The sequence below is a fragment of the Paenimyroides ceti genome (assembly GCF_030409925.1).
In genome coordinates this window covers 178,140-202,142 of sequence record NZ_JAUFQU010000001.1, presented here as the reverse complement: position 1 = coordinate 202,142, position 24,003 = coordinate 178,140, and the positions used below count along the sequence as shown (strand labels likewise).

Genomic DNA, 24,003 nt, shown 5'->3' with positions numbered 1-24,003 from the left:
GTTTAAGTTGTTCTATAAAACTTCTTTTGCCATAATATACAATGACATTGCCAATACAAACCAACCGAAAATGCGGCGCAGATTTCCATCGAGTATGCGTTTTGACAATCGCACACCGAGAAGCAGTCCAATCATTGAAACACCTGAAAAAGACAACACTAGTGGCCATTCAATATCCTGATGCACCAGATCACCCGTAAAGCCTATCAGCGACTGAATTGCAATGATTGTCAATGATGTTCCTATGGCTTTGCGCATGGGTAAATTGGCAAAAAACACCAGGGTTGGAATAATCAAAAAACCTCCTCCGGCTCCTACCAGTCCTGAAATACCTCCAATAAGCAAACCCTGTGTAATCAATGGCATTGCTGAAGTAAGAATTTCCGGCCGTGCAATGGTTTTGTGCCGGGGCTTGCGAATCATTCGTGACGAAGCCGCAAACATAACCAGCGAGAATAAAATCATCACCAGTTTCGCCTTTGGGAGCACTACATTATTAGACAGGGTTATGGTGTCCGGCAATAATGGCACCAGCTCGGCCCGGGTAAAGAAAACCGCAAGTAATGAGGGAATTCCGAACAACAGTACTATTTTGAAATGGACATTTTTATCCATAATATTCCGTATACTTCCCAACAGCGATGTTGATCCTACTATAAAAAGGGAATATGCCGTTGCCAATATAGGCTCTACCCCTACTACATATACTAAAATAGGAACGGTAAGAATGGAACCTCCACTGCCTATAAGCCCCAAAGAAACCCCTATCAGAAGGGCAAAAACCAATCCTATTATTTGCTGTATTTCCATATTATCAATCTAAAAATTCTATACTTTTTCTGTTTATTTTTATTTTCTTATCTGCTTCCATTTTCTTCAGCAATCTGGAAACTACCACTCTGGAAGTATTTAAATCGGCTGCCATTTCCTGATGCGTTGTTTCAACAAAACGACTGTTATTGATCTGTTTCTTATCCCGAAGGTATTTAACGATACGTTCTTCTAAATTTAAAAAAGCGAGGCTATCAATGGCAACAAGCATTTCCTGTAAACGCCGGTTGTAACTTTGTAAAACAAAATTCCTGAAGCCTGAAAAACGCGCCATCCATTCATCCATTTTTCCGAGAGGTATCTTTGCTACCCTACCTGATGTTTCCGCTATTGCTTTTATCTCACTTTTCTTATGGTCAAAACAACAGCTGATGGATAGAGCACAAACGGCTCCTTTCTCAAGATAATACAGAAGATGTTCTCCATCATTTTTATCCTCTCTTATGATTTTCACATATCCTTCCAATAATAAGGGTACAAATACCACTGGTTCCCCTATATCGATGAGCACATCGTCTTCAGCGAAATTATTGATTACTGCAAAATGCTCCATTTCCAGCAATAGAGGAGGTTCAAAATCCGGAAAAATTTCTTTCCAATTCATAGATTTTATCATTTTAATGTGGCAGTTTATTTTTTATCAATCCGTAAAACCATGTACCGAGCAATGCTCCGAGAATAACGACAATCACAGGAAAAAAGCCAGCTCCAAGCAAGGCAAACAAAGGTCCCGGGCATGAACCGCCCAATGCCCATCCAAGACCAAAAACAATACCCCAAAAAGGTATCTTTTCCATCCTTTTACTTTATCTGGAAATAAGAGTAAATTTCCAGAGATATCTTTCCACTTTTTTCTTTTGGCAGTCTGTACAAACAGTGTTCCTATCAGCAATGCAGAACCGATGATTCCAAACATATGAAACGATTGAAAATGAAACATTTCATAGATTCGAAACCAGGAAGCTGCTCCGGATTTAAACATTACGATTCCGAACAATATACCAATACTTAAATAGCCTATACTTTTCATATTAAAACAGTTGAGGAATGATGAGATAAGACATGATTAATCCGCCTATAAAAAAGCCGATAACGGCAATCAGCGACGGCATTTGCAGATTACTCAGACCGGAAATAGCATGCCCGGACGTACAACCTCCTGCATAACGCGAGCCAAATCCCAATAAAACACCTGCAATAAGCAAAATCATCAACATTTCAGGATTTTCAAAAACATCTGAACTGTATAATTCTGTCGCGGTATATGCTTTACCAGCACTCATAAATCCTAACTGCTTCAATTCCGAAATGGTTTCAGTGCTTATTGGAGTTATCACAGTATCGGTACTTAAATAGTTTTTGGAGATAAAACCTCCTATAAAGGCTCCGGCAATTACCAGCAAATTCCACCGCTGTTTTTTCCAGTCAAATCTAAAAAAATCACTTGTTTTTCCGGCTCCGCAAATAGTACAGAGCGTCCGGAGATTGGAAGACATTCCAAAACTCTTTCCCATTACAATTAACAGAATCATAACCAAAGCAATCAAGGGTCCCGATATATACCATTCCCAGGGTTCTAAAATCCAATCCATCTTTATTATTTTTATACAAAAATCGGCATATAATTTCTAATGGAATGTAACAAAAGATACATTAACTGTTTTTCTCTGAAAAACGGAACCCGTTTTGAAATAAAAAACTGCTACCTTTGATTTAACGAATCCTATTGCAGTAAAATGAAACTGAACACAACTGATTTAACTTCTATACTAAAAGCTTCGGAATCGCCTGTTTCCGGACTTATTGAAATCAACGATATCTCCATTGACAGCCGCTCTCTGCGAAATACCAAAGGTACTTTATATTTTGCTATTGAAGGTGCTTTTCACAATGGTCATGACTATATTGAAGAACTGATCCGTAAAGAAGTAACTTATTTTGTGGTGAGAACTGTTCCAGAAAATGTCAAAGGCAAAGCTACCTTTTTCGTAGTTGAGGATACACTGAAAAGTCTACAGGAGTTTGTTGCCTATTACCGTACCCTGTTTGATATTCCCGTTATCGGAATCACAGGCAGCAACGGAAAAACAATTGTAAAAGAATGGCTTAACTTTTTACTGCATCCTTTTTACAACATTATAAAAAGTCCGAAAAGCTACAACTCACAGGTTGGAGTTCCTCTTTCCGTGATTGGTATTAATGAGAAACATACCTTAGGTATTTTTGAGGCCGGAATTTCTCTTCCCGGAGAAATGGCAGTACTTGAAAAGATCATACAGCCCACCATAGGGATTCTTACTTCTATTGGAAGCGCTCATAATGAAGGATTTGAAAATCTTGATCAAAAAATTGATGAAAAACTGAAACTCTTTAAAGGAGTTGATGTACTTATCTATGAAAAAAATGAAAGCATACAAAAAAAAACAGCTTCTATACAATCTCACTATGACTGGAGCTTTACGGCAGAAGCCCGGGTACGTTTTCAGCATATCAAAGACAATACGTACACCGTCAATTATGATGCAAACAGCTTCTCTGTAGATTTTCCTTTTTCTGATCAGGCTTCCGTTCACAATATTGCCAGCTGTATTACTACTTTACTGGCACTTGGGATTGATACTGCGTATATTCAGGATAAAATAACCCAACTGTACAGAGTAGAAATGCGGTTACAGGTAAAAAACGGCTTGCAGCAATGCACCCTTATTGATGACAGTTACAGCTCAGATTATCAGTCTTTGAAAATTGCACTGGATTTTTTGGAACAGCAAAAAACACATCCACAAAAAACAGTGATTTTATCTGATATTTTGCAAAGTGGTTTTAGTGATGAAATCCTTTATCAAAAGGTAGGCACTCTGTTACAAAACAACAATATCAACCGTATTATTGGCATTGGCCCAAATATTTCTTTTTATCTGAAGCATTTACAGCACTTTGAAGGATTTCATTCTACGCTGGACTTTTTAAATCATTTTGATCTTAAAAAATTCAAAGATGAAACCATCCTTATCAAAGGAGCAAGAAGTTATGCCTTTGAACAAATTGTTTCTGAACTGGAAGAAAAAACCCATGAAACGGTTTTAGAAATTAACCTTAACGCCATCAGTCATAATTTTAATTTTTATAAATCGAAACTGCTTCCGGAAACCAAAACGATGGTGATGGTAAAAGCTTTCGGATATGGCAACGGCAGTTACGAAATTGCAAAGCTGCTGGCTTTTCATAAAGTAGATTATCTTGGAGTTGCTTTTGCTGACGAAGGGGTAGCACTTAGAAAATCAGGCATTAAGTCTGCTATTATTGTAATGAATCCGGAGAACAGTGCTTTCTCTACGATGATTTCGTACCAGCTGGAACCTGAAATTTATTCACTGCCGGAGTTGAAAACATTTTTAACGGAAGCAAAAAAACACAGCCTGTACGAGTATCCGATTCATATCAAATTGAATACAGGCATGAACCGTCTGGGTTTTAACGATACTCATTTTGAAGAATTGATTGCAATTCTGGAAAGTACCAATTCTGTAAAAGTAGCCAGTATTTTTTCACATCTGGCAACAAGTGATATGCCGGAAGAACGAAAATTTACCTTACAGCAGATTAAGCTTTTTCAAAAATGGTCTTCTTATCTGACGGATCAACTCCGTATAAAACCCATACGGCATATTCTCAACACATCCGGCATCTTCAATTTCCCTGAATATCAGATGGAAATGGTACGCCTGGGTATTGGGCTTTATGGTGTAGGAAACAGTGAACAGGAAAATGAAAAACTGCAAAATGTCACTACTTTAAAAACAATTATTCTCCAGCTCAATGATGTTGGAGAAGGAGAAAGTGTCGGATACGGACGCCGTTTTATCGCTGATAAACCTACCAAAACCGCTACAATACCTATTGGTTATGCAGACGGTATACGGCGTGCTTACGGAAATGGGAAAGGAGAAGTATCAATCAACGGAAAAAGAGCAAAAATCATCGGAAGCATTTGTATGGATATGATGATGATAGATGTAACAGATACAGGTGCTGTTGTTGGTGATGAAGTAATCATTTTCGGAGAAGAAATTCCTATAACCGAACTTGCTTTGAAATGGGAGACAATTCCTTATGAAGTAATGACATCCATCTCACAACGTGTAAAAAGAATCTTCTTTAAGGAGTAATTTCTTTAACATTATTTAAGAGTTGCGTGATTTTTTTTTAAATTTGAGAAAATAAAAATTATTGACTATGGGATTTTTAAAAGAATTTAAGGAATTTGCCGTTAAAGGTAACGTAATGGATTTGGCAGTCGGTGTTATCATCGGAGGGGCTTTTGGAAAAATTATTGACAGTGTAGTCAATGATTTAGTCATGCCATTTGTATCTGCTATCATCGGTTCTCCGGATTTCAGCAACATGTATTTTGTACTCAAAGGAGATGTAGCACAGGGACTCGCATTAAAAGATGCAAGAGCCGTAGAAGGTGCTGTAATTCTGGCCTATGGTAACTTTATTACCGTAGCCATCAATTTTCTTTTACTGGCATTTGTGGTATTCTTACTGGTAAAGTTCATCAACAAACTGAAGCGTCAGGAAGCTCCGGCACCTGCAGCACCAAAAGGACCAACTCAGGAAGAGCTTTTGGCTCAGATCCGCGATTTGTTAAAAAACCAACAATCATAAAAAATGCGGCAATTGCCGCATTTTTTATTGTTTTTATTTTCCTGTAAAAGTCGCTTTTCGTTTTTCCAGAAAAGCAGTAGTTCCTTCTTTAAAATCAGCTGTTCCGAAACACGTTCCGAAATTTTTGATTTCTGTTTCAAAACCATTCGTTCCTTCTTTGTAATTATCATTCACCGCCTGTATAGCATGACGGATAGCTGAAGGTGAATTTTTAGCGATTTTTTGTGCAATATCTTTAGTAAAAGACAGTAAATCTGCCTGTTCTACCACATGATTTACCAAACCATAGTTATGAGCTGTAGCGGCATCGATCATTTGTGCGGTCATAATGAGTTCCATAGCACGACCCTTTCCGATCAGTTGCGGCAAACGTTGTGTACCTCCATACCCCGGAATTACTCCAAGCGTAACTTCAGGCAATCCCATTTTAGCATTAGAGGATGCCGTTCTGAAATGCGCTGCCATTGCCAGTTCCAATCCTCCTCCTAAAGCAAACCCATTTACAGCCGCGATCACCGGAGTAGATAGATTCTGAACAAAATCAAATAACAATTCTTGTCCCTTTGCAGCCAGCTCACTGCCTTGCTCTGTAGAAAAATCAGCAAATTCTGCAATATCTGCTCCGGCTACAAAAGCTTTCTCTCCGCTTCCGGTTACAATTATAGCACGTATCTCTTCTGATGCATCCATCTCTTTAAAGGCTTCGTGCAGCTCCTGAATGGTAGCTTTATTCAAAGCATTGAGCTTGGTAGGTCTGTTGATGGTTATCACAGCTATTGCTGCTTCTTTTTCTACTAAAATGTTTTCAAAAGTCATTTTATTTCTTTTTAATTAGTAATAGGTAATTTAACGTAAAAGGTAGTGCCTTTGTCAAGCGTGGTTTCAAAATAGATTGTTCCTTTATACGATTCAATAATATTTTTAATCATAGCAAGGCCCAGCCCCATACCACTGGTTTTTGTAGTAAACTTAGGCTCAAATACCCTGTTTCTTATTTCTTTTGGAATTCCGGTTCCGTTGTCTTTTACCTCAATATACACAAAAGCATCTTTTTCATATATTTTTACATAAATCCGTGGAAAAGGCTCATAAGGCGGAATGGCCTGAATCGCATTTTTCACAAGGTTATTAATAACACGGATGATTTGACTCCTATCAAATTTAGTGATAATTTCTGTTTTTGATGACTGGAATGTAATATAATCTTCATTAAACAAGTCTAACGCAAGCTGTACAACTTTGACAATATTGAGCATTTCATTTTCCTGGGCGGGCATGGATGCAAAATTAGAAAATGCAGATGCTACTGAACTCATTGTATCAATCTGTTGAATCAGGGTATTGGAATAATCATTAAGCTTACGCAGAATTTCGGGATCCTGAGGGTCAAAACGCCGTTGAAAACTTTGTACAGTAAGCCGCATGGGTGTCAGAGGATTTTTTATTTCATGCGCAACCTGCTTCGCCATTTCACGCCATGCCTGTTCGCGTTCGCTTTGTGCGAGCTTTTCAGCACTTTCTTCAAGCTTATCTACCATTTTATTATAGGCAGAGATGAGCGTTTCTATTTCTCTGGAAGCATTTTCAGCTCTGAGTTTTTCATTCTTTTTATTGAATTGTGTTGTGAGAATGCGTTCACTGATAAGATGAAGCGTTTTGGTAATATAACTCGATAAAAAATAAGCAAGTACGATGGCTAATAAAAACATAAAAGCATATACCTGACCAAAGCGGATAAGGAAGTTTTTCATTTCATTATTGTAAAAATCAGCTTCTTCTTTATAAGGAATATGCACTATTCCCAAAGGCTTAAAACGATTATCAATAATGTAATTATAGGCCGAACGGTAACGGGTGTCTTTATTAATTTTTAGATCTACAAATCGCTTGGATGGTGATGACGCAATAATTTTAAGAATGGCTGGCGATATTTTCTGGTCACTTGCCTTATCAGAAGCAAAATCTCCTTTGGAAGAAATTACGAGATTTCCGTCCAGATCATGCAAATCAATTTTTATACTGTGAATGGTTGAAAGTTCATGGATTTTGTCTTTGAATATTAGAGGCAGATTTTCCGACACTAAAGGATAAGAAGTGGTTTTAAGAATAAAGTTGATATGCTCATTAATAGCCATTTCCTTTCTTTCCAACCGATCTTCATGATAGGTTTTCGCTTCTTTATCAAACTGATAGACAGCCACAAGAGATATTAACACAGAAGATATCAAAGTAAGAAATATCATAGAAATGAAGATTCTTACCCTTAAAGACGTATTCTGTAAATTAAACTTTCTTGCCATTAATTTTCTTTGCGTTCTCTGATGCGTTTATAGAATTTATATCCGAGCATTAGCAACAACGAAAATACAATAATTCCTACAACTCCGAAAATCCAATTAAAAGCGCTCTTTAAAACCACTAAAAAGACTACAGAAAAAAGGATAATAGTAGCCCCTTCATTCCACATCCTGAAAAATGATGACGTTTTAGATAAAGTATCCGCCGCTATCTGTTTCACAAACTGATGACACTTTAGGTGATACAACCACAATAAGAGTACAAAAAGCAATTTAATATGCATCCAGGGCTGTTGAAGCCAGCCCGGAATCTCTATCAGCATCCAGATACCGAAAAGAGTTGCGAGTACTGCAGCAGGAAAGGTAATGATATACCAAAGCCTATGAATCATAAGCCGGTATTGATCCGAGAGAATCTGTTTTTCTATTTCTGATTTAAGCTGTGCCTCTGCATAATACACAAAGAGCCGAACGATATAAAAGAGTCCGGCAAACCAGCAAACAACAAAAATAATATGAAGTGCCTTGAGATAATTATACATAAACTTCTTTTAGCGACCACTCGTTAATCCACCCACTCAACACATCCATCCAATGATCATCATCATTAAGGCATGGAATCATTTTAAATACCTCACCTCCGTTTTCTTTAAAAGAAGCTCCAGCCATCATCTCTATTTCTTCGAGTGTTTCAATACAATCGGCAATAAAAGCCGGAGTAACAACCGCTATTTTTTTAGTTCCGCTTTTTCCAAGCTCAATTACTTTATCTGCGGTAAAGGGCTGTAACCATTTATCGATTCCCAATCTTGACTGAAATGATAATGAGTATTTATTTTTATCTAACTTTAAGTATTCCGCTACTCTGCGTGTGGTTTCAAAGCAATGCGTTCGGTAACAAAATTCGGCTTCAGGAGTTCCGGGTTTACAACAATACTCATTCTCTACAATTTTTTTATGAGACCTGGTTTTATCGGTTTTTTTGATATGCCGTTCAGGAACTCCGTGATACGAAAACAACAAATGGTCATAATCAAATCCGTCCAGTGACTTTGCTATCACACGAGACAAGGATTCGATATATCCTTCTTTATTATAGAAAGCCGGAAATCGGGTGATTTTAAGTTCCGGAAATTTTTCTTTTACCAGTTTATCGGCAAGTACTTCTATGGTCTCTGTTGTAGCCATAGCATATTGCGGATACAAGGGTAGTAACAATACTTCTGTTACTCCTTTTTCAGAGAGCTCTTTGAGTCCGCTTTCCAAAGAAGGCTTGCCATACCGCATGCCTAAAGCAACGGGTATATCAGTACGTTCCTGAATCTTTTTTTGAGTTCGCTTAGAAATTACAATTAGCGGTGAACCTTCTTCCCACCATATTTTATGATAGGCTTCAGCCGATTTTTTAGGACGGACATTGAGAATGATTCCTTTTACGAGAAGGGCACGCAATACATACGGCAAATCAATTACTCTTTCGTCCATTAAAAATTCATCTAAATACGGTTTTACCGCTTCGGGGGTCGGAGCTTCAGGAGATCCTAAGTTTACTAATAAAACGCCTTTCATTTTTTCTTTTTATACCGTCGCATTAATCGACATTAAATATTTTTTTGGAGTAGTTCCGAATTTCTTTTTAAAAGCGGCTATAAAATGACTGGCTGTGCTGTACCCTATTCTAATACCTACTTCATTGACATTATAAGCACCGCTGTCTAACAATCTACGGGCATATTCCATTTTATAGTCAAACAAGAAGCCATACACCGTTTCACCATATACCTGTTTAAAGCCTACTTTAAGCTTTTTAAGACTCAGATTAATGGCGTCTGCGAGTTCCTGTAATGTTGGCGGTTCGGTCATGTGTTCAATTAGAATATCCTTTGCCTGCTTAATTTTAGCTACGTTTTCTTCATCTGTAATAAACGGACAACTTTCTGTTTCTCCGTCTTCACTTTTATTGAACAGCAGACTCAAAAGTTCATAGAGTTTGCCTTTATAATACAATTTCTTTACCGAAGCATGCATATGAAAATTCATAATCTGATTCAACACAATCGACATAGATGGCGTGATCTCCTCTTCTGAATAGTATTTTTTATCCTGATTTTCCTTATTCAAAAAAGGGATGAATTCTGCTTCAGACGAAAATAAGGAATGGAATTTTTTGATGGGCACAAGAATTGAAACCACCCATGAGTGAGGAGCAATTTCTAAATGAATCGGCAGAGACTTTTGAGGATTATACAAAGTGATGTATTTATTTTCATTTAATCCGAAACTATAGGTTCCCTGATTGAATAAAAAATTCCCGAATCCCTTTAGACCAAAATGAAACTGTATGATTCCGTCTGGCTGTTCTTTTTCAATTACCAGCATTTTGTCAGTATCGTTTTTATACCGCAAACAAACAAAATCATCTTCTATCGTTATTTTATCATCTGAACTCATAGCGTTGTTTTTTATTTTTTAATCAGAGTTCTTTTATTTAGAATCAATCTAAACTACAAAACAAAATAACTCTCGATAACTCCACAAAAATAAGGATATTTGAGAAAAAACAACGCTAAAAAAACCATAAATTCGTTGACCGTTACATTTAGTACTTTAAGCGTTACTTTTGTAAAAAGCTAAATCATAAATTTGTCTTCGAATATTTCTTAGGATTAAAGCGATAATGAAAAACAGCCAAACAAAGCATCAGACTTTTTATGTAATCGGATTGAATTACAAAAAAGCCGATGCAGAAATGCGCGGAAAATTCAGTCTTACCGATCAGGCAAAAGATGCGTTACTGGATCAGGCAAAAGCAGACGGGATAGATTCTCTTCTGGTAATATCTACGTGTAACCGCACAGAATTGTATGGGTTTGCAGAGCACCCTTTTCAGCTGATCAGTCTTTTGTGTAATTTCAGCAACGGAACAGTGGAAGATTTTCAAAATGTTGCCTATGTGCATAAAAACATAGACGCTATTTCTCACTTTTTTAAAGTAGGAACCGGTATGGACAGCCAGATTCTCGGAGACTTTGAAATCATCAGTCAGGTAAAAAACGCTTTTATCAAATCCCGTCAAAAAGGACTCACCTCGAATTATTTTGAACGCATGATCAATGCGGTTATACAGGCAAGCAAACGCATCAAGAATGAAACGGAAATAAGCTCCGGTGCCACTTCAGTTTCTTTTGCATCTGTACAGTATATCATCAATACAGTAGCCAACGTTTCGGAAAAAAACATTTTATTGTTCGGAACCGGAAAAATAGGAAGAAACACTTGCGAAAACTTAATAAAACATACTAAAAACACTCATATAACCCTTATCAACCGCACAAAAGAGAAAGCAAAGGAAGTAGCAGGAAAATTTCAACTGGTTGTGAAAGATTATGAAAGCCTGAAAACAGAGATTTCTCATACAGATATTCTCATTGTTGCCACAGGAGCAGAACAGCCCACTATTACCAAAGAACTTGTTTCTTCTGAAAAACCGCTGTTAATCTTAGATCTTTCTATTCCGAAAAATGTTTCGAATGAGGTTGCTGCCTTACCTAATATTTCTGTAGTACATTTAGATCAATTATCACAAATGACGGATGAAACTCTGGAAAGAAGAAAACAATTTGTACCACAAGCTGAAGCTATACTGGAAGAAGTAAAAAATGAATTTGTAATGTGGACACAAGCACGTAAGTTTGCACCTACCATTCATGCCCTTAAAACAAAGCTGGAAGAAATAAAATCAAACGAATTGAATTACCAGAAGAAGAAACTTCGGGATTTTGATGAAACACATGCCGATATGATCAGCAATCGTATCATACATAAAATCACTACTCATTTTGCAAATCATTTGAAAAATGAAGAAACGGTTTTGGATGAAAGCATTGAATGGATTCACAAGATTTTTCAATTAGAGCCCCTAAAAAATGACTAAATCCATCCGAATAGGAACAAGAGACAGCGCACTTGCTTTATGGCAGGCAACACATGTAGCAGAAAAACTAAATGCATTAGGCTACACAACTGAAATCATTGCTATAAAATCAGAAGGAGATATTGTTCTTGACAAACCTTTATATGAATTGGGCATTACCGGTATTTTTACCAAAACCCTTGATATAGCAATGCTACAAGGAAGAATTGATATTGCAGTACACTCTATGAAAGATGTACCTACAGCGCTGCCAAACGGTATTATACAGGGAGCTGTTTTAGAACGCGCCAGTTGTGCAGATTTACTGGTTTATAATAAAGATACACGCTTTTTAGAAACAGAAGGTGTTATTGCAACGAGCAGTCTCAGAAGAAAAGCCCAGTGGCTCAACAAATATCCAAAACATACTGTTGAAGATCTTAGAGGAAACGTAAATACACGTTTACAGAAATTGGAAACTCAGGGTTGGAACGGAGCAATATTTGCTGCCGCCGGTTTGGAACGCATTCATATAAAACCTAAAAATCATCTGATTCTTGATTGGATGGTACCTGCTCCTGCACAAGGAGCTATGATGGTGGTTGTTAATCAGGACGATAATTATTGCTTTGAAGCAGTAAATCAGCTCAATCATATTGAAACAGAAATCTGTACGCATATTGAACGACAGTTTTTAAGAACACTTGAAGGTGGCTGTACGGCTCCTATTGCCGCTCTCGCTCAATACAACGAAGCAGATGACTCAATTCATTTCAAAGGAGTATTACTGTCAGTTGATGGCAAAGAAAAAATAGAATTGGAAAAAAATGTACCAATTCAGGAATGGAAAAAATTAGGCTATTACTCCGCCAAAGAAGTATTGGAAAATGGAGGAACTGCCTTGATGGAAATGATAAAACAAACCCTTAAAAATTAATTGAAATGAAACGGTCAATTCATATAGTATCCACAAAAAGACTTTCTGAAGAACAAAAAAAGCTTTTTACTGACTCTGATATCCTTTTGACCGATAAAGACTTCATCGAAATTACCCAAAAAGAGCTTCCTTCCGAGATTTCCCTAAACACACACTTGTTATTTACAAGCAAAAATGCCGTGATGAGCGTGGTGGAGAAATCTTTGGCGCAACTCATTTCATTTCCGGTATTCTGTGTAGGCAGTGAAACCCGTAAATTACTGGAACGTTACGGATTTGAAGTTATCGCATCAGCTGATTATGCTAAAGATCTGGCCGAACTGATTCTGGAAAAATATCCTGATGTTTCCATTACCTTCTTTAGCGGAAATTTACGCTATGACACGCTTCCTGAACGCTTACAGTCTCAAGGTATCTTAATGAATGAATATGTGGTATATGAAACGCAATTGCATCCGATAAAAGTAATCAGTGAAGCAGATGGTATTCTTTTTTTCAGTCCGTCAGCCGTAAACAGTTTTCTTCAAAACAATACGTTACATTCACAAACCTGTTTTTGTATCGGTACCACAACAGCGACAGCATTAAAAAACGACACCCAAAATATTGAAATTGCAGACAAGCCAACCATTAAAGATGTATTGTTGCAATGTATAAAACATTATCAATAGACGTAAGGTCTACAAAAAAGAATCTCCACTATGTTAAAAAATGATTTATTCCTCAGAGCTCTAAAAGGTGAGCAGGTAGAACGTCCACCCGTTTGGATGATGCGTCAGGCAGGAAGATATTTACCGGAATTCCGCGCATTGCGTGACAAATACGATTTTTTTACGCGTTGCAGAATGCCAGAAATAGCTGCTGAAATTACGGTTCAACCTATCCGGATTATACAGCCAGATGCTGCTATTCTGTTCTCAGACATACTTGTCGTACCACAGGCCATGAACATAGAAGTAGAGATGAAAGAAAATGTTGGTCCGTGGTTACCAAAACCTATTCGCTCAGCTGCTGATGTCGATCAGGTAATCATTCCCAACATAGAAGAATCATTAGGATATGTGATGGAAGCCATTAAGGTAACCAAAGAAATGTTGAACAACGAAGTGCCTCTTATCGGTTTTGCAGGTTCTCCCTGGACTATTTTTTGCTATGCCGTAGAAGGAAAAGGATCTAAGAGTTTTGATACCGCTAAAGGATTTTGTTTTTCACAGCCGGAAGCTGCTCACCGTTTGTTACAGAAAATTACGGACACAACAATATTATACCTGAAAGAAAAAGTAAAAGCCGGAGTCAATGCAGTACAAATTTTTGATTCATGGGGAGGAATGCTGTCTCCTGTAGATTATCAGGAATTTTCATGGCAGTATATACGTCAGATAGTAGATGCATTATCTGAAATCACAGAAGTTATTGTTTTTGGCAAAGGCTGCTGGTTTGCCTTACACGAAATGGCAAAGTCGAAAGCCTCTGCATTGGGAGTTGACTGGACTTGTTCTGCAAAAAATGCGCGGTATCTTTCCGGAGGCAGAATTACGCTGCAAGGGAATTTCGATCCGAGCAGATTGTTATCTCCAATCCCTACCATCAAAAAAATGGTTCATGAAATGATCGATGAATTTGGAAAAGACAGATACATTGTAAATTTAGGTCATGGCATTCTGCCTCATATTCCGGTAGACCATGCTAAAGCTTTTATTGACGCTGTAAAAGAATATAAATCATAGACCGATGCTGAACAAAGGATTAAAAAGCGAAGAAGAACAACGCATCAATGCCATTCTGGAACGAATGACAACTATTGTTTTTGTTCCGGACAACTGGAATGAAATGATACTGGAAGATGAATTAAAAAAAATAGGGCTTACAGTATCCGACTTGCTTACAAAAGATTCGGAACACCTGCATGAACACCTCATCAATGAACAGTTTCCCTGGAATAAAATGGAGCAATTTGCCGATATTCTGGTTAAGTTATCTGAGCAAGCAGGATATGAAACTTTGAAGTCAAAAGCAAGAAAAATGTATGAATTCATACAAAGTGAGAGCAAAGCTTTTTCATTTGAAATATTTAATAAGATAAATAAATTATAACTGTACAATTAACCTAACTGCCGAATTATGAAAGAAAAGTTTTATCAATACATACAGAATCTCCAAGATCAAATCACATCAGCGCTGGAAAAAGTTGACGGAAAATCCGTTTTCAGAGAAGACCTGTGGGAACGTCCCGGCGGCGGTGGCGGTAGAACACGCGTTATTGAAAACGGAAATGTTTTTGAAAAAGGAGGTGTAAATATTTCTGCTGTACACGGGATTTTACCCGAGGCTATGCAAAAAATGTTTAATGTAACCGATGCAAACTTTTATGCCTGTGGGTTGAGTATGGTATTACATCCCAAAAATCCGATGGTACCTACCACTCATGCCAACTGGCGTTATTTTGAAATGTATGATAAAGAAGGCAATAAAGTTCGCTCATGGTTTGGAGGCGGTCAGGATCTTACTCCTTACTATCTTTTTGAAGAAGATGCCCGTCATTTTCATAAGGTAAGCAAAACAGCCTGTGACAAACATGATCCTGAGTTTTACGAAAAATACAAGAAACAGTGTGATGCGTATTTCTGGAATTCTCATAGAAATGAAGCCCGTGGTATCGGAGGTCTTTTTTTTGATCATCTTGAAGAAACGCCAGAAAGATCTTCGCAACAATGGTATGATTTTGTTACCGAAATCGGAAACAGTTTTATAGAAGCCTATGTACCTATTGTAGAAAAAAGAAAAGAGCTGCCCTATACGGAAGCACAGAGAACATGGCAGGAAATACGAAGAGGCCGATATGTAGAATTCAATCTTGTACACGATAAAGGAACCCTTTTCGGATTGAAAACCAACGGACGCATTGAATCAATCCTCATGAGTTTACCTTCTCATGTTCAATGGGTATATGACCATCATCCGGAAAAAGGATCAGAAGAGGAAAAATTACTGAATGTATTACAACAACCGCGAGAGTGGGTATAAAAATAAAAATATGTTTCCATTACACAGAGGCAGAAGACTGCGCGTAAATGAATCGATGAGAAGCCTTGTCAGAGAGACAACTTTAAGTCCGGCTGATTTTATGTTTCCGATGTTTATCTCAGAGGGAGAAAACACGGAAACAGAAATTCCTTCTATGCCGGGTATTTTCAGAAGATCAGTTGATCTGACTGTTAAAGAGGTACAGGAGCTGTATGCTTTGGGTATAAGAGCCATTAATATTTATGTAAAGGTCTCTGAAAATTTAAAAGATAACACCGGAAAAGAGGCATGGAATCCGAACGGATTGATGCAGAATGCCATTAGAGCTATAAAAGAAGCATGTCCGGAAATGATTGTAATGCCAGATGTCGCTTTAGATCCCTATTCGATCTACGGACATGACGGTATTATTAAAAACGGGGAAGTTGCCAATGATATTACTGTTGACGCTTTGGTGAAAATGGCTGTTTCTCATGCACACGCAGGTGCAGATTTCGTAGCACCATCAGATATGATGGATGGCAGAGTGCTTTACCTTCGTCAAGGTTTGGATGCGGCAGGTTTTCAACATGTAGGTATTATGAGTTATTCTGCCAAGTATGCTTCTGCCTTCTACGGTCCGTTCCGAGATGCTTTGGATAGCGCTCCGGTGGATATTACTGACATACCAACAGATAAAAAAACATACCAGATGGATTATGCCAACCGGCTCGAAGCCATAAAAGAAGCCTTATCTGATATTGAGGAAGGAGCTGATATGGTTATGGTAAAACCCGGAATTGCTTATCTGGATATTGTACGGGAAATAAAAGACCGGGTTACGGTACCTGTTACCGTTTTTCACGTCTCAGGAGAGTATGCCATGATAAAAGCCGCAGCTGAAAAAGGCTGGCTCGATCATGATAAAATTATGATGGAACAGCTTATGTGCATCAAACGTGCAGGTGCTAATCTTATCTCTACTTATTTCGCTAAAGAAGCCGCTATTTTACTGAACAAGTAAGTATATATTAGTATCTTTACAGAACAACAAAAACAAGACAATGAAATTTTTTATGTTCAGCATGTTGGCTCTTTCATTTTTGGGAGTTTCATGTAATAAAGAGGAAAAAAAATCCAAGGAATTATATCCTGAAGAAGTAGTTGACCCGAATGATCCAAAAGTGATTATTGAACAAGGAAAGGAACTCTTTAACAGTAATAAAGCGGCATGTTATACCTGTCACCTTCCTGATAAAAAAGTAATCGGCCCAAGTATTCAGGAAATAGCAAAAATTTATCAGGAGAAAAACGGCGATATGTTTGCTTTTTTACGACAAAAAGCAGAACCGATTGTAGACCCCGCTCAATATGATGTAATGAAAGCTAATTTCGCCATTATCAAAACCTTTAGTGATGAAGAAGTTAAATCTTTAGAGCTTTACATAAAAAGCCACCTAAAATAAATTTAAATAAAGACAGTTGTTGAATTCCAGCTGTTTTTTTATTGTATAGTAATATGTAGCAATACAATTTCCCAACTTGGTATTAATAACAAAAAACATTTTAATATTCAAATTCAAAAAGTTAATATTTTGTTAATTTAAAATATTGTATTGTTTTTTACTTAGTTTTGAGATATTAACTACAAAATTATACAGTATGAAAAAATTATTTATTTTATTAGTAATTTCTTTAGCAGCATTCGCAGGGTGCTCACAAGAAGACAGAGAAGCCGAAACAAAAAATAATTTAAGCAAAGAGGATGTAGGATATAAACTAAATTTAAACGATTTTACTCCTTTTAAAACAGATACAATTGTTTTATTTAAGGCTTACACCGCTAAAGAATTGAATAGTCACATTAAAAACACACTGAACAGTTTTAATGATGAATTAGAAGAAATCAGAAAAAAGTACCCAAATGCTGATTTGGTAGTGTATAAGTTAAATTTCAAGCAAAATCAGGCTTTTGTCACTGATTTGCATTTTCTTGATACAAAGGCAAAAAAAGTAATCGATATATTTGACAATAAAATCAATAGTACCTTCCCTTCATTGATAGGCATTGCAGATCTATTATTAGGAAAATGTCCTGAAGGCTGGACCAGTGGTGGTTCGTTTTCATCTAAAGAAGGGATTGCCACCGCAACAGAAAAAATACTTAGCCCAAGCTTAAAAGGAAGCGGAGATTGTGTTCAGATTCAATATGCACGTGGTTTAGTATCCGTTCAGGTATGCCACAGAAAGTGTTAGAACACATCTATATTCTTAAAAGATAAAAAAACGAGTTTAATACTCGTTTTTTATTTATAGATAACCCTTCCATTCATCAAAAAATTCATTCAGAAACCCTTCCATATAATTATGCCGCTGTTGTGCCATCTGTATTCCGGTCTCAGTATTCATTCGGTCTTTTAGCAAGAGTAATTTTTCATAAAAATGATTGATAGTAGTACCATTGCTGTTTTTATATTCCTCTTTGGTCATATTCATTTTAGGCTGTTGTGCCGGATCATAAATTATCCGGTTTTTATAACCGCCATAGTTAAAAGCACGGGCAATACCAATAGCACCAATAGCATCTAACCGATCAGCATCCTGTACAACATCCAGTTCTTTGGAATGAAAGTTTTTCTCAAAATTACCTCCCTTGAATGAGATATTTTCAATGATTTTTTTTACATGCTCAATGATTTCAGGATCAACAGCCAATGATTCTAAAAAGCCAGCTGCTTTTTCAGGTCCCACGCTCTCGTCTCCGTTATGAAACTTACTGTCTGCAATATCATGCAGCAGTACTGCTAATTTTACAACAGTAAGGTCACATGCTTCCTTCTTAGCAATAGTTACTGCTGTATTATACACACGTTCGATATGGAACCAATCATGTCCCGACTCGTTATGTTGCAATTCTTTTTGCACAAAAATGATTGTTTTTTCTATAATGTTTTGCATCTCTGTAAATTAAAAAAAGCTGTTATCACAGCTTTCTATTTATATTATTTCACCATAGCAGGGTTTACCCATTTAAACACGTGTGACTCTGCAGATATTTTCATTCTTTCTGCCAGACGAGCCATACGATCCGGAAGTCTCATAAGATAATCTCTCGCTTTCTCAGCTTCATCTGTCAGATTGGTTATTTTATCGATTTCCCAACGGCTGATCAATTTTTGTAATATTTCCACATAATCCATAGAAGTATAAACTCCAATACGCTGTGCAGATTCCGAGAAGTGATGGAAAGCATCGCCGATGGCTCCGCCTGATTCTCGAATAAGGTTGGCTGGCATGGTGATTTTTTTCTTCATCATATAATTAAAAGCAAGCATCATCTCAGAAGGATCTACTTTAAAAATCCGATCTACAAATTCAGAATATGCATGGTGATGACGCATTTCATCTCCAGCAATCAAACGACAGATTTTTGATAATTTATGATCTCCGTTTTTCTTAGCTAACTGCGCTACTCTGTTATGAGAAACATACGTTGCCAATTCCTGAAAACTGGTAAAAACAAAGTTTTTATACGGATCGCTGTCGGTTCCCGGATCAAATCCGTCATTGAGCAAATGGTGTGTGGTAATTTCTACCTCTCTCATGTTCACTCTTCCGGATAAGTACAGATATCTGTTTAACAAGTCTCCGTGACGGTTTTCTTCTCCTGTCCAGTGACGTATCCATTTTGCCCATCCGTTACCACCTTCTCCTTCTTTTTGTTTTACACCATCAACATCCATCAGCCAGGATTCATAAGTTGGCAATGCTTCTTCAGTGATTGTATCACCTACTAAAACAATCCAAAAATCATATGGTAATTCTTTAGCGTATTCTCTTAATTCTCTAACTTCTTCAAAAAAATTATCTGATTCTGAATTGGGTAACAAATCAGATGGTTGCCAAATTTTCTCCACTGGAATCAGATAGTTATCTACGAAACTATCTATATTTTTTTCCAGAAACTGCATTACTTCTAATCGAACATTTTTTGTTGACATATTTTTTTCTTTTACCGTCTTATCCGGTTATTAATATTTTATTTGCGAGGTGATTTTTTCCTGTGTGATCTCAAACAGGGTATTAAAATCATAGTCATTCACTTTCATCGGTTCATGTATTTTCATACTGACTCTTGCCCCCAACCCTAAAGGAAACATTCCATAACGGAATATTTTCCATGAATTATTTATGGTAACCGGCACTACATAAGCATCCGGTGCATACTTGCATAATATTTTCATTCCGTTTTCAGAAAAGCTTTTAGGTGCACCCGTTTTTGAACGCGTTCCTTCCGGGAAAATAACAGCTGATCTGTTGTATTTCTGGATGTATTCTGCCAATCCTTTGATAGTAGGTAATGCCTGTTTTGAATCTTTCCGGTCAATAAGCACAGAACCACCTCTTTTAAGATTGAATGACACACTCGGAATCCCTTTCCCCAATTCTTTCTTACTTACAAATTTAGGATGTGCTTTTCGCAGATACCATATCATTAAAACAATATCATAAAGACTCTGATGATTGGATACAAAAATTACCGGCACTTTTTCAGGCACCAACGCTACACCTTCTACTGAAAATGTAGTTCCTAATATATGTCCGCATCTCAATAAACAGCCATTAAGAATGTCTACGCTTTTTTTATGTGCCTGATAACCAAAAATATTTAAACAAATCCATTGAATCGGATGAAAGATCAACAAGGCTAACGCAAAAAAGAAATAAAAAACAATACTAATTGGATAAGAGATAATTTTTTGCACTTTTATGAAATTAAAGGTCAAATATACAATAAAAACAAAAACCACCGATATAATCGGCGGTTCGTTTGTTTAAAAAAGGGATAAGTTTAACAGTGTTCTTAACAGTGTTCGTTATACGCTTCTTTTAAGTTTTCTGAAATAGTCTCCGCCGGGTGACCTTCAATATGATGTCTTTCTAACATATGTACCAATTCTCCGTTTTTAAACAACGCCATACTTGGTGATGATGGGGGAAAAGGAAACATTTTTTCACGTGCTGCATCTACTGCATCTTTATCCACTCCTGCGAAAACAGTTACAATCTGATCCGGTGTTTTACCGTTGTCCAAACTCATTCGTGCTCCCGGACGTGCATTTCTTGCTGCACAACCACACACTGAATTTACCACTACCAAGGTTGTTCCTTCTTTTGCTAAAGCATCTTCCACTTCTTTAGCTGTATATAATTCTTGAAAACCGACAGCAACAAGCTCTTCACGCATCGGTTTTACAATTTCTTCTGGGTACATAATTATCTGATTTACGTTATGACACAAAATTATAAAACTATTTTGTTTTAAGCTATGTATTTAATAATCTATTAACGGTGTTTTTATAATTAAAAAAAATGGCTTATATAAAAACAAGCCATTTTTCTAATCAACTAACCCACTCAAATTAAAAATTATAGGAAACCGATAAAGCTATATTCCGTGGATCTATCTGATTGATAAAACCTCCTCTGAAATATGAATTTAACCCTATCTGATCTGTTATATTATTGAAATAAAATCGTGCATCGAATCCTTTGTATTTATAGCCCAGCTGTGCATTTAACGTATAGTAAGAAGGCATGTCAAATGGTTCTGTACCTCCCATATTTCCATGTCCGTCCGGAGCCAGACTGTATTCATTAACCGGGCGTTCACCAACGTAATATAAACCTGTACTGATGCTTAAACCATTTAGCACCCCGTTATTAAACAAATACTGAATCCAGCCGTTAGCTGTGTTTTTTGGGGCATTCATGGGTGCAGAACCGTTTACATACGAAGGGCTGTTTTGATATTGCGCATCCAGATAAGCATATCCAAGCATTACCGTAAGATTATCTAAGATACGTCCGTTTAGCTCTACTTCTACTCCGGTTCGTTTCAGATCTCCTGCTTTAAATACATAGCCCGTCGGATTTGAAGTACCCGGTTCATATTCGGTGTTTGACAAGTTGCTGGTGAGAATATGAAAATAGGTAAAATTAAAGAGTAAGCGATCGTTTAGCCATGAAGATTTTATTCCTGTTTCAAACTGGTTGGTCACTGCTGCTCCCACTTCTTCTCCTGTGTTCAGCTTATCTGCAGCGCTTCTTAAACTGGTGGAATTGGTAAAAGATCCAAAAACATTAACTTGTTCTATAGGGCTCAGCATCACACCTACCATCGGATTCCATGCAGAGCGTTGCGTACCGTTGGTAGACACAGCATCTTTTGTAATTATTTGTGAATACCGAAGACCAAAAACTCCTTTCACATATTTATTAAATTCTACTACATCCTGAGCTAGAACACCAAACGTACCATACTGAGCTCTTACAGGATCATTTGCCTTAAACGTAATTTTTGCCGGCATCTGTTCCCCTTCCTCTCCAGTGATTACTACATCATTGATCGCATTTGGAAAATTTTCATAGATGTTTATTTCATCAATATAATTGCGTTGTAAACCGTTTACATCAGTTGTAAAGCTGGTGGTAGTTGCATCGGCTGTGCGATAATCGAATCCTAATTGTGCCGTATGTTTTACAGAACCTGTATAAAGTTCCTGTCCGATCAGATCAAACTGAAACGTACTGTTTTTATCTTCTCTGAGACTGCGGCTCATCACTCGCTGGCGAATGTGATACTCTTGTGAGCCTCTTATTGCGTTTGCGGTTGTTTGTGTATTATCTACGCTGTAGGATGATTGTGCATAAGCAGCTCTTATCCGGAACTGATCGTCCAGTTTATGATCAATTCTAACCATCATACTGCTCATTTTTGTGTTGTTATTATCACTTTTGAATCCTAAAAATTTATCATCAGGCAAGACATACAATGCATTAGTTCCCTGATTAGCCGCCAGATTTACAGCAGAAGTATGCGGTGTCCGGTTATCATTAAAATAATCTCCTTCAAGAACAACTGTTGTTTTCTCTGTAGGCTTCCAGGCCAGGGAAGGATTCAGATAAACGCGGTTAGATTTTAAATACGCCCTGTAACTATCTGCGCTTTCGTACGCTCCGTTTAAACGAAATGCTACTGTTTCACTCTCATTTAATACCGTCTGGTAGTCAAATACCGGACGTATCTGATTCCAGCTTCCCACGCGCAACCCCACATTGGCAGCATTAACAAAATTCGGCGTTTTTGTTACCACATTAATTACACCTCCTGCATTTCCCAAATCGGTAATAACCCCTTGAGTAATAGCAGCAGAGCCTTTGATCATCTGTATCGATTCTACTCCCTGCATATCAATAACTCCTGAGGCAGTCTGAAACTGAGAATCCATACGCACACCATTCTTTAATACTGGTATTCCCCGAAATCCGCGTGCAGACATACTTTCTTTCACACCACCGTAACTCCCAAATAAGGTAACACCTGGAATATTCCGTACTGCATCTGTAATCGTTAAGGCTCCCTGAGCTTCGATTACTTTATTAGAAATAACAGAGATACTCTGTATCTGATCTTTAGGTTTTAAAGGCATTCGGGTAATCGTCTCCAATCCTTTAGGCTGCTTGTTGCGTTCACCAAAAACTTCTATCTCTTCTAAAACATCAGATTCCTGAATAAGTTTTATGCTTATATGTTGATTTCCCTGTTTTATCTCTACTTTTTTATTGACAGCATAATATCCAATCAACTCTATTCGCAAGGTATAATTCCCTGATTGCAGATTTTTGAAATAGAGTTCTCCCGATTCATCACCTGCTACTTGGTAATTAATTTCCTGAATTATACCTGTTGCATAAGCCAAAGGAGTATTTGTTTCATCTGTTATTTTCACTCTTAATGAAGCTGTCTGAGCAACAGCTACACTCCCCGTAAAGAGCAATAATAATAAAATGGAAAAATGTTTCATCATTAATTTTTATTTAGATTAATTATAAACAAAGGTAATAAGCAAAATGAAACTTCCCAAAAAACAAATTGGTTTTTTAAATAAAATTTTAAAATTAGATTCGCAAATAATTGAAAACACAGAAGAGAATGAGAAAAAAAATCAAAGGCATAAAAAAAAGCCGGTTAAAAACCGGCTCTTATTTTATTGTTGGTCTACAAGGACTCGAACCTTGAACGACTGAACCAAAATCAGCTGTGTTACCATTACACCATAGACCAATTAGTTCTTTAAATTGAGACTAAACGAGTATCTTTGTTGGCCTACAAGGACTCGAACCTTGAACGACTGAACCAAAATCAGCTGTGTTACCATTACACCATAGGCCAGTAAATTGCTCTTAAAACTCAGAGTAATTCTTTATTGCGGTTGCAAAGGTAATACAAAAATCAAATGTTGCAAGTATTCCACAAAAAAAATTAAAAAAAACTAAATAATGGAAAG

24 protein-coding genes, 2 tRNA genes and 1 pseudogene are annotated in these 24,003 nt (G+C 37.1%); 11 read left to right on the top strand and 16 right to left on the bottom strand.

Annotated features, from left to right (window positions below):
* Window positions 1-12: 12 nt before the first annotated feature.
* From QW060_RS00935 to QW060_RS00920, 4 genes and pseudogenes are all read right to left on the bottom strand, one after another.
* A complete protein-coding gene (locus QW060_RS00935; RefSeq protein ID WP_290361851.1) occupies window positions 13-810 on the bottom strand; it encodes a sulfite exporter TauE/SafE family protein in 798 nt (265 codons plus the stop codon).
* A 4-nt stretch (window positions 811-814) separates the two neighbouring features.
* Window positions 815-1,435, bottom strand: a complete 621-nt coding sequence (locus QW060_RS00930; protein WP_290361850.1) for a Crp/Fnr family transcriptional regulator — start codon at window positions 1,433-1,435, stop codon at window positions 815-817.
* Between the two features lie 13 nt (window positions 1,436-1,448).
* A pseudogene (locus QW060_RS00925) lies at window positions 1,449-1,861 on the bottom strand (DUF6691 family protein).
* 1 nt (window position 1,862) lies between these two features.
* Entirely contained in the window at window positions 1,863-2,423 is a 561-nt protein-coding gene (locus QW060_RS00920) for a YeeE/YedE family protein (RefSeq protein ID WP_290361849.1), read from the bottom strand.
* Between the two features lie 144 nt (window positions 2,424-2,567).
* Here QW060_RS00920 and QW060_RS00915 point away from each other — a divergent pair, with 144 nt between their 5' ends.
* Window positions 2,568-5,000 (top strand): bifunctional UDP-N-acetylmuramoyl-tripeptide:D-alanyl-D-alanine ligase/alanine racemase, encoded by a 2,433-nt coding sequence (locus QW060_RS00915; protein WP_290361848.1) that lies wholly within the window; start codon window positions 2,568-2,570, stop codon window positions 4,998-5,000.
* A gap of 67 nt (window positions 5,001-5,067) precedes the next feature.
* Window positions 5,068-5,502 (top strand): large conductance mechanosensitive channel protein MscL, encoded by a 435-nt coding sequence (gene mscL, locus QW060_RS00910; RefSeq protein ID WP_290361847.1) that lies wholly within the window; start codon window positions 5,068-5,070, stop codon window positions 5,500-5,502.
* A gap of 33 nt (window positions 5,503-5,535) precedes the next feature.
* On the opposite strand, the gene QW060_RS00905 is transcribed toward mscL, so the two are convergent.
* From QW060_RS00905 to QW060_RS00885, 5 genes are read right to left on the bottom strand one after another with little or no spacing between them, the layout of a single operon-like run.
* Window positions 5,536-6,318 (bottom strand): enoyl-CoA hydratase/isomerase family protein, encoded by a 783-nt coding sequence (locus QW060_RS00905; RefSeq protein ID WP_290361846.1) that lies wholly within the window; start codon window positions 6,316-6,318, stop codon window positions 5,536-5,538.
* A gap of 11 nt (window positions 6,319-6,329) precedes the next feature.
* The gene (locus tag QW060_RS00900; RefSeq protein WP_290361845.1) at window positions 6,330-7,802 is read right to left on the bottom strand and encodes a sensor histidine kinase; all 1,473 of its coding nucleotides are present in this window, start codon (window positions 7,800-7,802) and stop codon (window positions 6,330-6,332) included.
* A complete protein-coding gene (locus QW060_RS00895; protein ID WP_290361844.1) occupies window positions 7,802-8,341 on the bottom strand; it encodes a CopD family protein in 540 nt (179 codons plus the stop codon). Before QW060_RS00895 ends, QW060_RS00900 begins: the two co-directional genes overlap by 1 nt.
* Window positions 8,334-9,368, bottom strand: coding sequence for a ferrochelatase (gene hemH, locus QW060_RS00890; protein WP_290361843.1), 1,035 nt, complete (start codon window positions 9,366-9,368; stop codon window positions 8,334-8,336). Before hemH ends, QW060_RS00895 begins: the two co-directional genes overlap by 8 nt.
* A 9-nt stretch (window positions 9,369-9,377) precedes the next feature.
* A complete protein-coding gene (locus QW060_RS00885) occupies window positions 9,378-10,250 on the bottom strand; it encodes an AraC family transcriptional regulator (protein WP_290361842.1) in 873 nt (290 codons plus the stop codon).
* 226 nt (window positions 10,251-10,476) lie between these two features.
* On the opposite strand from QW060_RS00885, the gene hemA reads away from it, so the two are divergent.
* The 9 genes from hemA (at window position 10,477) to QW060_RS00840 (ending at window position 17,908) form a co-directional block, all read left to right on the top strand.
* Window positions 10,477-11,733, top strand: coding sequence for a glutamyl-tRNA reductase (gene hemA, locus QW060_RS00880; RefSeq protein ID WP_397385505.1), 1,257 nt, complete (start codon window positions 10,477-10,479; stop codon window positions 11,731-11,733).
* Complete coding sequence (gene hemC / locus QW060_RS00875; RefSeq protein WP_290361841.1) at window positions 11,726-12,649, top strand: hydroxymethylbilane synthase; 924 nt, start codon at window positions 11,726-11,728, stop codon at window positions 12,647-12,649. Before hemA ends, hemC begins: the two co-directional genes overlap by 8 nt.
* Window positions 12,650-12,654: 5 nt before the next feature.
* Complete coding sequence (locus QW060_RS00870; RefSeq protein WP_290361840.1) at window positions 12,655-13,320, top strand: uroporphyrinogen-III synthase; 666 nt, start codon at window positions 12,655-12,657, stop codon at window positions 13,318-13,320.
* 30 nt (window positions 13,321-13,350) lie between these two features.
* A complete protein-coding gene (gene hemE, locus QW060_RS00865) occupies window positions 13,351-14,376 on the top strand; it encodes a uroporphyrinogen decarboxylase (RefSeq protein WP_290361839.1) in 1,026 nt (341 codons plus the stop codon).
* A gap of 4 nt (window positions 14,377-14,380) precedes the next feature.
* Complete coding sequence (locus QW060_RS00860; RefSeq protein WP_290361838.1) at window positions 14,381-14,743, top strand: hypothetical protein; 363 nt, start codon at window positions 14,381-14,383, stop codon at window positions 14,741-14,743.
* A gap of 27 nt (window positions 14,744-14,770) precedes the next feature.
* Complete coding sequence (hemF, locus tag QW060_RS00855) at window positions 14,771-15,673, top strand: oxygen-dependent coproporphyrinogen oxidase (protein ID WP_290361837.1); 903 nt, start codon at window positions 14,771-14,773, stop codon at window positions 15,671-15,673.
* A gap of 10 nt (window positions 15,674-15,683) precedes the next feature.
* Window positions 15,684-16,676, top strand: coding sequence for a porphobilinogen synthase (gene hemB / locus QW060_RS00850; protein ID WP_290361836.1), 993 nt, complete (start codon window positions 15,684-15,686; stop codon window positions 16,674-16,676).
* A 40-nt stretch (window positions 16,677-16,716) separates the two neighbouring features.
* Window positions 16,717-17,118: a c-type cytochrome gene (locus QW060_RS00845; RefSeq protein WP_290361835.1), complete on the top strand. Its 402-nt coding sequence runs from the start codon at window positions 16,717-16,719 to the stop codon at window positions 17,116-17,118.
* 196 nt (window positions 17,119-17,314) lie between these two features.
* Complete coding sequence (locus tag QW060_RS00840; protein ID WP_290361834.1) at window positions 17,315-17,908, top strand: hypothetical protein; 594 nt, start codon at window positions 17,315-17,317, stop codon at window positions 17,906-17,908.
* A gap of 54 nt (window positions 17,909-17,962) precedes the next feature.
* Here QW060_RS00840 and QW060_RS00835 read toward each other — a convergent pair whose 3' ends face one another.
* The 7 genes from QW060_RS00835 to QW060_RS00805 all read right to left on the bottom strand — a co-directional run bounded on the left by QW060_RS00835 (window position 17,963) and on the right by QW060_RS00805 (window position 23,888).
* Window positions 17,963-18,610, bottom strand: a complete 648-nt coding sequence (locus tag QW060_RS00835) for an HD domain-containing protein (RefSeq protein ID WP_290361833.1) — start codon at window positions 18,608-18,610, stop codon at window positions 17,963-17,965.
* A gap of 44 nt (window positions 18,611-18,654) precedes the next feature.
* A complete protein-coding gene (locus QW060_RS00830; protein WP_290361832.1) occupies window positions 18,655-19,653 on the bottom strand; it encodes an acyl-ACP desaturase in 999 nt (332 codons plus the stop codon).
* A 30-nt stretch (window positions 19,654-19,683) separates the two neighbouring features.
* Window positions 19,684-20,418: a lysophospholipid acyltransferase family protein gene (locus QW060_RS00825; RefSeq protein ID WP_290361831.1), complete on the bottom strand. Its 735-nt coding sequence runs from the start codon at window positions 20,416-20,418 to the stop codon at window positions 19,684-19,686.
* A 98-nt stretch (window positions 20,419-20,516) separates the two neighbouring features.
* Window positions 20,517-20,927, bottom strand: a complete 411-nt coding sequence (locus QW060_RS00820) for a BrxA/BrxB family bacilliredoxin (RefSeq protein ID WP_290361830.1) — start codon at window positions 20,925-20,927, stop codon at window positions 20,517-20,519.
* A 148-nt stretch (window positions 20,928-21,075) separates the two neighbouring features.
* A complete protein-coding gene (locus QW060_RS00815) occupies window positions 21,076-23,523 on the bottom strand; it encodes a TonB-dependent siderophore receptor (RefSeq protein WP_290361829.1) in 2,448 nt (815 codons plus the stop codon).
* Window positions 23,524-23,709: 186 nt separating this feature from the next.
* Window positions 23,710-23,780: transfer RNA gene (locus tag QW060_RS00810), tRNA-Gln, on the bottom strand.
* 37 nt (window positions 23,781-23,817) lie between these two features.
* Window positions 23,818-23,888, bottom strand: a tRNA-Gln gene (locus QW060_RS00805).
* Window positions 23,889-24,003: the final 115 nt, after the last annotated feature.